Here is an 11,482-nt window from a genome sequence, read left to right on the forward strand (position 1 = left end):
TGGAGGTACGAGCATTATGACGGAAGTAATTGCACATCGAGGCTATTCAGCTAAGTTTCCTGAGAATACGATGATAGCATTTCATGAAGCTGAATATGCAAATGCAGATGGAGTAGAGCTAGATGTCCAGCTTTCAAAGGATGGTGAAGTGGTAGTCATTCATGATGAAAAGCTAAACCGCACGACAAGTGGAAAAGGATATGTAAAGGACTTTACACTTCAAGAATTAAAAAATTTGAATGCGGGAGTATTGTTTCCTGATTTAAAAGAAAAACAAACAATTCCTACATTAGAAGAAGTATTCTCTTGGCTAACGACAAATACATTAACCTGCAATGTTGAATTAAAAAATGGTGTGTTTCGTTACGAAGGAATGGAAGAAAAAGTGATACAATTAATTCGTCAATACGATCTCTCAGAACGAATCGTAATTTCTTCGTTTAACCATTACAGTATTGTTGATTGCTATAGACTTGCTCCAGAAATCGAGATTGCCCCTTTGCTATCAGAAGGTCTATATATGCCATGGGTATATGCAGCTTCTATTCAAGCGAAAGGGTTTCATCCCCATTATTTAGCAGTGCCCAATGAGGTGATCGGTCCTTCCTTAGAGTCAGGAATTGCTGTGAGGCCATATACAGTCAATAAAGAAGCTGAGATGGAGAGATTGTTCCAAATCAACTGTACAGCGTTTATAACAGATGATCCAACCATAGCGGTTAAACTTCGGGATAAATATAAAAAAGACAAAGCGTAATCATATTTTTACGCTTTGTCTTTTTTTTGTGTCTGAAATCGAGCTTGTACTTTATTTTTTTTGCGATCTCTGCGAAAGATAAAACCTGCCACGAAAGATAATCCTGCCACAAACAGAAAAAGACCAATCAGAAATTGAAGCCAAAGATATGGAAAGGGTGAAAGAAGGATCCCGAACAGCATATCTCGCATGAGTTTAATACCGTATGCAGCTAAAAAGCCAGGTATTAATAAGATAAGTAACGCAAATATTCTAATCATAGGCAATCCCTTCAAAACGAAAGTGTGGTCTCCTCTGCCATCATAAATTATTCTCCCAATTTGTCAAGATGGAATATTCACATTAAAATAGAGACATGCAATATTTTTCATTATACATATAGAGTAGGTGATTTTTTGCAGACAGTCATGATTGTAGGGGCCGGTAAGGGTGGAACTTCTATATTAAAAATATTAAAAGAAACAGCTATGCTTAATGTCAAAGTGGTGATTGATCATGATTTAGAGGCTGAAGGAATAAAACACGCAAAATCGGAAGGGATCATTACAGATATTGATTGGCGTAAATATATAGAAACAGTTGATATTATTATTGAGGTAACTGGTGATGAAAATGTTTTCCATGAATTAAGAGATGCTCGCTCTAAGAATACGGTTCTTATTCCTGGAAGTGTAGCCTTCCTTGTTACCATGTTAATTGAAGAAAAAGAAAAGTTGCTTGATAAAGTGCAAAATGATGCATATAAGCATGATCTAATTTTTAATTCGACTGACGATGGGATGATTGTAGTAAATAAAGACGGGGTAGTTACCCTTTTTAATAGCAGTGCGGAGAGAATGACAGGAATTAGCCAGAAAGAGGCGATTGGAAAACCAATCGTCGAGGTTATTCCTTCAAGCCAGTTGCCACGTATTTTAAAAACTAGGAAAATTGAAGCGAATCATGAATTGGTATTAACGAATGGAATGCATGTGATAACCACCCGAATCCCAATGATTGATGAAAATAATCAATTAATTGGGGCATTTTCTGTCTTTAAAGATAAAACAGAGTTAATGGACCTGGCGCTTGAAATAACGAATTTAAATGAGATAAGGACCATGCTTCAAGCGATTATTCAGTCTAGTGATGAAGCAATTTCTGTTGTGGACGAAAACGGAAATGGGATTATGATTAACCCTGCTTATACTAGGTTAACAGGATTGACGGAGGAACAAGTCATTGGTCAACCAGCCAATGCTGATATATCAGAAGGCGAAAGTATGCATATGAAAGTACTCCAAACGAGAAGACCGGTAAGAGGAGTAACGATGAGAGTTGGACCAAATAAAAAAGATGTCATTGTCAATGTCGCTCCTATAATCGTTGATGGAAAACTAAAAGGAAGCGTCGGAGTCATTCATGATATGTCCGAAATTCAAAGCTTGAATAAAGAGTTGAGTAGAGCGAGGCAAATTATTCGTACTCTTGAAGCGAAATACTCCTTTGATGATATTATTGGACGTTCGGAGGAAATCCAGCTTTCGATTGAACAAGCAAGACTTGGTGCGAAAACTCCTGCAACGGTATTGCTTCGCGGTGAATCAGGAACGGGAAAGGAGCTCTTTGCGCACGCAATCCATAATGGAAGTGATCGGAAATATAACAAGTTCATCCGTGTAAATTGTGCGGCATTATCAGAAAGTCTGCTTGAGAGTGAACTGTTTGGCTATGAGGAAGGAGCGTTCTCAGGTGCGAAACGTGGGGGCAAAAAAGGGTTATTTGAAGAAGCGAATAATGGAAGTATTTTTCTTGATGAGATTGGTGAGTTGACGGCCAATACACAAGCAAAGCTGTTAAGAGTTTTACAGGAAAATGAAATTACAAGAGTGGGTGGGACCAAATCGATCCCGATTAATGTTCGAGTGATCGCTGCCACGAATGTAAATATTGAGAAAGGCATTGCGAACGGTACTTTTCGGGAAGACTTATATTATCGTCTCAATCGAATGCCTATTCATATTCCTGCTTTGAGATTCAGAAAAGAGGATATTCCTTTGCTTTGCGAAAGGCTCATTCAGAAAATCAATCAAGATTATGGACGAAATGTGGAGGGAATCACTCCGCTCGCAATGAAGCAACTTATGCGTTACGATTGGCCAGGCAATGTTCGAGAATTAGAAAACATTCTTGGAAGGGCAATCATTTTTATGACCAACCATGAAACAGAAATTGATATTATGCACGTTCCTGCTTTAATTAAGGAGCAAGATCAGTTGCCAAAGGTGTCAGCTGAGGATGAAAAAAAGGAATCGCTCGCAGAACTGGTTGAAGAGTTTGAAGCGAAAATAATCGCTCAAACCTTAGCGGAGTTAAAAGGAAATAAAACAGCAGCTGCAAAGAAATTGGGATTATCCGTTCGAAATTTATATTATAAGCTCGATAAATACAATCTTGCCAGAAGTGGCATGCAATAAATTTCACACAATGAAATAATTTGCAGGATAATTCATGCAAAATAAAACGTTTTCATATTTTATTTTTTGGCATGCTTCTTGCATAATGTTATACAGGAGTATCGCAAGTTTGGGTAAAGAGGGGTTGAACTTACATGACATTGGATTTGCTAATTGAAAGAGCAACCCAATATGAAGAAAAGACCGTAGCAGTAGCGGCGGCAGATGATGTAGAGGTTATTGAAGCAGTTATAGAGGCTCTAAGGCTTAGGATAGCTAATTTCTTTCTATATGGAGATAAAGAGCAAATCTTGTCTATACTGAGGGAAAAGGCCCCGGAGCTAGTAAAAAGTGAAAAAATAAAGATTTTTCATACCAACTCAAGTGCTTCTGCTGCTGAACATGCAGTTAAAGCAATTAAATTAAATGAAGCAAATGTACTTATGAAGGGTAATATTCCAACAGCCGCCATCTTAAAGGCAGTACTTAATAAAGACTACGGATTACGAACAGGGAATGTGCTGTCGCATATCTCCGTTTTTGAAGTTGCTGGTTATGACCGTTTTACGATTGTTACCGATGCAGCCATGAACATAAATCCGGATTTAGATACAAAAATTCAAATCGTTAATAATTCGGTAAAACTTGCGAAATCAATCGGGATTGAAACTCCGCGTGTTGCTGTCATTGCAGCAGTAGAGGTCGTAAATCCATCCATGCCAGCAACAATGGATGCAGCGATCTTAACTCAAATGAACCGAAGAGGCCAAATAAAGGATTGCATCATTGATGGACCATTTGGTCTTGATAATGCCATTTCTCTCGAAGCTGCTAAGCAGAAAAAGATTAACAGTGAGGTGGCTGGACGAGCTGATATTTTACTAGTGCCAACTATTGAAGTAGGAAATACACTATATAAATCACTCGTATATTTTGCTGGTGCTAGGGTTGGAGCGATCATCGCCGGAGCAAAAGTACCAATTGTTTTAACATCTAGAGCAGATTCAGCGGAAAGTAAAGTGTATTCACTTGCTCTTGCAATATGTTCTGTTTGTAAATAAAGAAAACACTGTTGGTTGAGGAGGAAGAAGTAAATGGAAATTTTTAAGTATATGGAAACTTATGACTACGAGCAATTGGTGTTTTGCCAAGATAAACAATCTGGATTAAAGGCGATTATCGCTATACATGATACAACATTAGGTCCGGCCTTAGGTGGAACGCGGATGTGGACATACGAGTCAGAAGAAGCTGCGATTGAAGATGCCTTGCGTCTAGCAAAGGGAATGACCTACAAAAATGCAGCGGCTGGATTAAATCTTGGCGGTGGAAAAACAGTTATTATTGGTGATCCGCGTAAAGATAAAAATGAAGAAATGTTCCGTGCGTTCGGTCGATACATTCAAGGATTAAATGGACGCTACATTACAGCGGAAGATGTAGGAACAACGGTTGCAGATATGGATTTAATTCATGAAGAAACGGATTACGTAACGGGTATATCACCGGCATTTGGTTCCTCCGGGAATCCATCACCTGTCACTGCATATGGTGTTTATCGTGGGATGAAAGCTGCTGCAAAGGAAGCGTTCGGCACGGATTCACTTGAAGGAAAAGTTGTTGCCGTACAAGGTGTAGGAAATGTAGCATATAACTTGTGCCGTCATCTTCATGAAGAAGGTGCACAATTAATTGTTACGGATATTAATAAAGAAGCTGTACAAAGGGCTGTTGAGGAATTTGGAGCCAAAGCGGTAGAGCCGAATGAAATTTATAGTGTGGATTGTGATATTTATGCACCATGTGCTCTTGGAGCAGTAATTAATGATAACACGATTCCGCAAATTAAAGCGAAAGTCATTGCAGGAGCTGCAAACAACCAGCTACGTGACCCACGCCATGGTGATATCATTCATGAAATGGGAATTGTTTATGCTCCAGATTACGTGATTAATGCAGGCGGAGTAATTAACGTAGCAGATGAGCTATACGGCTATAATCATGAGAGAGCAATGAAAAAAGTTGAGACGATCTACTCGAATATTGAAAAGGTAATTGAAATTGCAAAACGTGATAGAATTCCGACATATAAAGCGGCTGATCGAATGGCAGAAGAGCGAATCGAAAGAATGCGTAATTCTAGAAGTCAATTCCTACAGAACGGACATCATATTTTAAGTCGACGTTAATGCACTGACAAGGAAAGGCTGAGGATTTCAGCCTCTTGTCTTTTACATAGTAGTATAAGCTTGGATACAATGGAGGTTTACACGTTGCACGAATTAATGAATCGAATTCTTGTGATCAATCCTGGTTCTACATCAACGAAAATCGGAGTATTCGATAATGATCTTTCAATTCTTGAAAAGACCATACGACACGAATCAGACCAGATCAATTCGTTTGACAATATCATTGACCAATATGAATTCAGAAAACAAACGATACTTGAAACGCTTGATATTGAAGGGATAAATATTTCAAAGCTGAGTGCTGTTTGTGGACGTGGTGGCTTACTTCGCCCCATTGAAGGTGGGACGTATGAAGTAAACGATTTGATGCTTTTAGACTTAAAGGCTGGTTATTCAGGGCAACACGCATCAAACCTGGGAGGAATTATTGCCTTTGAAATTGCATCGGGTTTAAATATCCCAGCATTTATTGTCGATCCAGTTGTTGTAGATGAACTTGATCCTATCGCACGTATTTCTGGTTTTCCATTAATTGAACGGAAGAGTATTTTCCATGCACTTAATCAAAAAGCGGTTGCTAGAAGGGTGTCGAAGTCCCTCGGAAAAAGGTATGAGGACCTGAACCTAATTGTGACTCATATGGGTGGAGGAATCACTGTAGGAGTTCATAAAAATGGAAGAGTGATTGATGTGAATAATGGACTGCATGGTGATGGACCATTTAGTCCGGAGCGTGCGGGTACAGTACCAGCAGGTGATTTAATTTCCTTATGTTATTCAGGAGATTTTTATAGAGAAGAAGTTATGAAGAAACTAGTCGGTCAAGGTGGGCTAGTTGGGTATCTTGGTACAAATGATGCGCTAAAAGTAGAAGAAATGATCAGTAAGGGAGATAAGCAGGCAAAGCTTATATACTCAGCGATGGCGTATCAAGTTGCGAAAGAGATTGGAGCAGCGAGTAGTGTATTGGCAGGAAAAGTGGATGCCATTATCCTTACAGGTGGATTGGCATACGGGAAAGGATTTGTTAAAGAAATCAGTGATCGTGTCAATTGGATAGCAGACGTCATGATTGAACCTGGTGAAAATGAGTTACAGGCTCTTGCAGAAGGTGCGTTAAGAGTGTTAAGAGGAGAAGAAGAGGCGAAACAATATCCAAATAGAATAAAAGATACCGTTCATAGCAAGTAACGAGGAGGGTTTTGGTTTGGCAGAAGAATATGATTTAGTCATTTTAGGTGGAGGAACTGGTGGATATGTGGCAGCGATACGTGCGTCACAGCTTGGATTAAAAACGGCAATCGTTGAGAAAGCAAAGTTAGGCGGAACTTGTTTACATAAAGGGTGTATTCCTAGTAAAGCATTACTTCGAAGTGCAGAGGTATATCGTACGACTAAGAAAGCGCAAGATTTTGGCGTAATTGCCTCAAACATTTCATTAGATTTCGGTAAGGTTCAAGATAGAAAGAATAAAATAGTTGAGGGCCTCCATAAAGGGGTTCAACACCTTATGAAACAAGGTAAAATTAGCGTATATGAAGGAACTGGCAGGATCCTAGGTCCCTCTATCTTTTCACCAATGCCGGGTACCATTTCGGTAGAGATGAATAGCGGAGAAGACAACATGATGCTGATACCGAAAAATGTCATTGTCGCAACTGGTTCTCGTCCTCGTACGTTAGAGGGTCTTGAAATCGATGGTTCACAGGTACTTACCTCTGATGAGGCATTGCAACTTACTTCTGTTCCTAAATCGATTATTATTGTTGGCGGCGGTGTGATTGGAATAGAGTGGGCATCGATGCTTTCGGATTTTGGAACAGATGTCACTGTAATAGAGTATAGTGATCGCATTATTCCAACAGAAGATCGCGAAATTTCAAAGGAAATGCAGCGCTTAATGAAGAAAAAAGGAATCAAATTGGTTACCAGTGCAAAAGTCTTACCAGAAACTCTAAAAAAGGAAAACGATGTTTCGATTTCTGCTGATGTAAAAGGAACTATTAAGGAATTTTCAGCCGAGAAGATTTTAGTTTCTGTAGGTCGCCAAGCAAATGTTGAAGGAATTGGACTTGAAAATACGGATATTGAGATAGAAAAAGGAATTATTAAAACAAACTCTTTCTATCAAACAAAGGAATCCCATATTTATGCAATTGGTGATGTCATTGGCGGACTTCAGTTGGCTCATGTAGCTTCACATGAAGGAATTGTTGCGGTTGAGCATATTGTTGGTGAGAAGCCTTCTCCAATTGATTATAGTCTTATTTCTAAGTGTATTTACTCCAATCCTGAGGTAGCAAGTGTAGGATACACAGAGGAAGAAGCGACGGAAAAAGGATTAGAGGTAAAAGTAGGGAAATTCTCCTTCCGAGCCATCGGTAAAGCACTTGTGTATGGTGAATCAGATGGATTTGTAAAAATCATTGCTGATAAGAAAACGGATGATATTTTAGGTGTCCATATGATCGGTCCGCACGTAACAGACATGATTTCAGAGGCAGGGTTAGCTAAAGTGTTGGATGCAACTCCATGGGAAATCGCTCATACGATTCACCCTCATCCTTCGTTATCTGAAGCAATCGGAGAAGCAGCCCTTGCCGTAGATGGGAAAGCTTTACACGGATGAGTGTGTGTCCACTCCATAAATACAAATGTCCACAAAGGGTGTCTGTCACCGTTAAATAGGAGGTTATGATAATGGGTGAAAATCGTCATCTTGAGTTAGGTTTGAGTGATGAAACGGTTTTAGAAATGTATGAAATGATGCTGCTTGCTCGTCGAATTGATGAGAGGATGTGGCTGTTAAATCGCGCGGGTAAAATTCCATTTGTTATTTCGTGTCAAGGTCAAGAGGCAGCTCAAGTCGGTGCAGCATTTGCACTAGATCGTGAGAAGGATTATGTTCTTCCATATTATCGAGATATGGGTGTTGTCTTAACTTTTGGTATGACCGCGAAAGATCTAATGTTGTCAGGTTTTGCTAAGGAAGAGGATCCAAACTCAGGTGGGCGTCAAATGCCTGGTCACTTTGGACAAAAGAAAAACCGGATTGTCACAGGTTCTTCTCCAGTAACTACGCAGGTTCCTCATGCAGTTGGAATTGCCCTTGCTGGTAAAATGGAAAACAAAGATTTAGTGACATTCGTTACGTTTGGAGAAGGCTCATCGAATCAAGGAGACTTTCATGAAGGCGCAAACTTTGCTGGAGTTCATAAACTTCCAGTCATCTTTATGTGTGAAAACAACAAGTATGCGATTTCCGTTCCGATCGAAAAACAACTTGCGTGTGAGAATGTTTCCGATCGAGCCATTGGTTATGGCATGCCAGGTGTAACGGTGGATGGAAACGATCCACTTGAAGTATACAAGGCAGTGAAAGAAGCAGCAGACCGCGGGCGTCGTGGAGAAGGCCCAACATTGGTAGAGACCGTTTCTTACCGATTAACTCCTCACTCCTCTGATGATGATGACCGAAGCTATCGCGGTCAAGAAGAGGTAGCGGAAGCAAAAGCGAAGGATCCAATTCTTACATTTGCTTCTTATCTAACAGAAGTTGGACTCCTAAATGATGATATAGCAAAGGAAATTAATGATCGAATAATGAAACAAGTAAATGAAGCAACCGACTATGCAGAAAATGCACCATATGCAGCTCCTGAAAGTGCATTAAAGCATGTGTACGCTGAGAAGTAAGGGGGAAGAAATCAATGCCTGTAATCTCATATATTGATGCGGTAACTATGGCGATCCGTGAGGAGATGGAGCGCGATTCGAAAGTATTTGTCTTAGGTGAAGACGTTGGTAAAAAGGGCGGTGTGTTTAAAGCAACGCAAGGCTTATATGAGCAATTTGGTGAGGCTCGAGTAATTGACACTCCACTAGCTGAATCAGCCATTGCAGGAGTTGGAATAGGCGCAGCGATGTATGGTATGAGACCAATTGCTGAAATGCAGTTTGCTGATTTTATTATGCCCGCAGTGAACCAAATTATTTCCGAAGCAGCAAGAATCCGTTATCGCTCTAACAATGATTGGAATTGCCCTATTGTAGTGCGTGCTCCGTATGGTGGAGGCGTTCACGGTGCGCTGTACCATTCTCAATCAGTTGAGGCGGTATTTGCCAATCAACCTGGTCTAAAAATTGTTATGCCTTCGACTCCTTATGATGTAAAAGGTCTGTTAAAGGCAGCTATTCGTGATGACGATCCTGTTCTGTTTTTTGAGCATAAGCGTGCCTATCGCTTAATCAAAGGGGAAGTTCCGGCTGATGATTATGTTCTTCCAATCGGTAAGGCAGATGTAAAACGAGAGGGAGAAGACATTACCGTCATTACTTATGGTTTATGTGTTCACTTTGCTCTACAAGCCGCAGAAAAATTAGCAAGTGACGGGATTTCAGCCCATATCCTTGACTTACGTACCGTGTATCCTTTGGATAAAGAGGCGATTATTGAAGCAGCTTCTAAAACAGGAAAGGTCCTGTTAGTGACGGAGGATAACAAGGAAGGCAGCATTATGAGCGAAGTAGCGGCGATCATTGCTGAGAACTGCTTGTTTGATTTAGATGCACCGATTAAGCGCTTAGCGGGCCCTGACATACCAGCTATGCCATACGCACCAACGATGGAAAAGTACTTTATGGTAAATCCAGATAAGGTCGAAAAAGCGATGCGTGAGCTTGCTGAATTTTAATAGGATTAAAGGTTAACAAGGAGGTAATGAATTGGCTATCGAACAAATCAAAATGCCTCAGCTTGGGGAGAGTGTAACAGAAGGAACGATTAGCAAATGGCTCGTTTCAGTTGGGGACACGGTAAACAAATATGATCCTCTAGCAGAGGTAATGACTGATAAAGTAAATGCAGAAGTACCTTCATCCTTCTCAGGAAAGATTGTCGAACTTATTGCTAGCGAAGGAGAAACATTAGAGGTTGGTGCGATTATTTGTACCATCGAAATCGAAGGGCAAGATAGTACACCTCAGGAAACGATAACAAAGAATCAAACAAAGGAAAATGTTCAAAAGCCTGAAGTAATAAGTGATACGCCTAATAAAGCACGCTATTCACCAGCAGTCTTAAAGCTTTCTGGGGAGCATGGAATTGACTTAACACAGGTATCAGGTTCTGGAGCGGGTGGTCGAATTACTCGTAAAGATCTTCTGGCGATCATAGAGTCTGGAGCCGTTCCGACACCTCAACCAAAAGCGGAAGCTGTTCCAACTGCTCCAGCTCCAAAAGCGGTAGAAAAAGCAGCGCCTGCTTCAATTGATGTTCCTGTAACAGCCGGGGATATAGAAATTCCGGTTTCAGGTGTTAGAAAAGCAATTGCGGCTAATATGTTACGCTCCAAGCATGAGGCACCACATGCCTGGACGATGGTTGAAGTCGATGTGACGAATTTAGTTGCATACAGAAACTCCATCAAATCGGAGTTTAAGGCAAAAGAAGGGTTTAACTTAACATTCTTTGCTTTCTTTGTAAAAGCAGTCGCTCAAAGCCTAAAGGAATTCCCGCAAATGAACTCTATGTGGGCAGGAGATAAAATCATCCAGAAGAAGGATATTAATATTTCCATAGCTGTTGCAACAGAGGATGCTTTGTATGTTCCAGTTATTAAGCACGCGGATGAAAAGACCATTAAAGGGGTTGCGAGAGAAATTACTGAACTAGCGTCTAAAGTGAGAGCTGGAAAATTAACAAGTGCTGATATGCAAGGTGGTACGTTCACTGTTAACAACACCGGTTCGTTTGGATCAGTTCAATCCATGGGAATTATTAATTACCCACAAGCAGCCATACTACAGGTAGAATCCATCGTTAAACGTCCGGTTGTCATGGATGGAGGTATGATTGCTGTAAGAGACATGGTTAATCTTTGTCTATCGCTAGATCATCGCGTTCTTGATGGACTTGTGTGCGGAAGATTCTTAAAACGGGTGAAAGATATCCTTGAGGCTACCACAAAAGAAAATACATCTATCTACTAATACAAAAAAGCCGTTGTCTATGAGACAGCGGTTTTTCTCCTTTGCAATTATTCCCATGTGTACTACAATAAGGGTAAGATCAATAATTTTGAATTTTACCTCAATTT

10 protein-coding genes are annotated in these 11,482 nt (G+C 40.3%); 9 read left to right on the forward strand and 1 reads right to left on the reverse strand.

Annotation, left to right across the window (positions count from 1 at the left end; translation table 11 throughout):
- Positions 1 to 16 precede the first annotated feature (16 nt).
- Positions 17 to 757 carry a glycerophosphodiester phosphodiesterase gene (locus ACRX5O_RS02485; RefSeq protein WP_433904462.1) on the forward strand — a complete coding sequence of 247 codons (741 nt, stop codon included), beginning with the start codon at positions 17 to 19 and terminating at the stop codon, positions 755 to 757.
- An 8-nt stretch (positions 758 to 765) separates the two neighbouring features.
- Here ACRX5O_RS02485 and ACRX5O_RS02490 read toward each other — a convergent pair whose 3' ends face one another.
- Positions 766 to 1,017: a DUF2627 domain-containing protein gene (locus ACRX5O_RS02490; protein ID WP_433904463.1), complete on the reverse strand. Its 252-nt coding sequence runs from the start codon at positions 1,015 to 1,017 to the stop codon at positions 766 to 768.
- A 135-nt stretch (positions 1,018 to 1,152) separates the two neighbouring features.
- Here ACRX5O_RS02490 and ACRX5O_RS02495 point away from each other — a divergent pair, with 135 nt between their 5' ends.
- The 8 genes from ACRX5O_RS02495 (at position 1,153) to ACRX5O_RS02530 (ending at position 11,375) form a co-directional block, all read left to right on the forward strand.
- Positions 1,153 to 3,213: a sigma 54-interacting transcriptional regulator gene (locus ACRX5O_RS02495; RefSeq protein WP_433904464.1), complete on the forward strand. Its 2,061-nt coding sequence runs from the start codon at positions 1,153 to 1,155 to the stop codon at positions 3,211 to 3,213.
- A 134-nt stretch (positions 3,214 to 3,347) separates the two neighbouring features.
- Entirely contained in the window at positions 3,348 to 4,253 is a 906-nt protein-coding gene (gene yqiS, locus ACRX5O_RS02500; RefSeq protein WP_433904465.1) for a phosphate butyryltransferase, read from the forward strand.
- Positions 4,254 to 4,286: 33 nt separating this feature from the next.
- Positions 4,287 to 5,381: a branched-chain amino acid dehydrogenase gene (gene bcd, locus ACRX5O_RS02505; protein ID WP_119709067.1), complete on the forward strand. Its 1,095-nt coding sequence runs from the start codon at positions 4,287 to 4,289 to the stop codon at positions 5,379 to 5,381.
- A gap of 69 nt (positions 5,382 to 5,450) precedes the next feature.
- Positions 5,451 to 6,575 carry a butyrate kinase gene (gene buk, locus ACRX5O_RS02510; RefSeq protein WP_433904754.1) on the forward strand — a complete coding sequence of 375 codons (1,125 nt, stop codon included), beginning with the start codon at positions 5,451 to 5,453 and terminating at the stop codon, positions 6,573 to 6,575.
- A gap of 16 nt (positions 6,576 to 6,591) precedes the next feature.
- On the forward strand, positions 6,592 to 8,013 hold the full coding sequence (gene lpdA, locus ACRX5O_RS02515) for a dihydrolipoyl dehydrogenase (protein ID WP_433904466.1): 1,422 nt from the start codon (positions 6,592 to 6,594) through the stop codon (positions 8,011 to 8,013).
- Positions 8,014 to 8,084: 71 nt separating this feature from the next.
- Complete coding sequence (locus ACRX5O_RS02520) at positions 8,085 to 9,080, forward strand: thiamine pyrophosphate-dependent dehydrogenase E1 component subunit alpha (RefSeq protein WP_433904467.1); 996 nt, start codon at positions 8,085 to 8,087, stop codon at positions 9,078 to 9,080.
- Between the two features lie 14 nt (positions 9,081 to 9,094).
- Positions 9,095 to 10,078 carry an alpha-ketoacid dehydrogenase subunit beta gene (locus tag ACRX5O_RS02525; protein ID WP_119709063.1) on the forward strand — a complete coding sequence of 328 codons (984 nt, stop codon included), beginning with the start codon at positions 9,095 to 9,097 and terminating at the stop codon, positions 10,076 to 10,078.
- Positions 10,079 to 10,109: 31 nt separating this feature from the next.
- The gene (locus ACRX5O_RS02530; protein ID WP_433904468.1) at positions 10,110 to 11,375 is read left to right on the forward strand and encodes a dihydrolipoamide acetyltransferase family protein; all 1,266 of its coding nucleotides are present in this window, start codon (positions 10,110 to 10,112) and stop codon (positions 11,373 to 11,375) included.
- The last annotated feature ends 107 nt before the right edge of the window (positions 11,376 to 11,482 follow it).

Origin of the sequence: Robertmurraya mesotrionivorans, from assembly GCF_050971805.1 — a bacterium.
Classification (GTDB): domain Bacteria; phylum Bacillota; class Bacilli; order Bacillales; family Cytobacillaceae; genus Robertmurraya_A.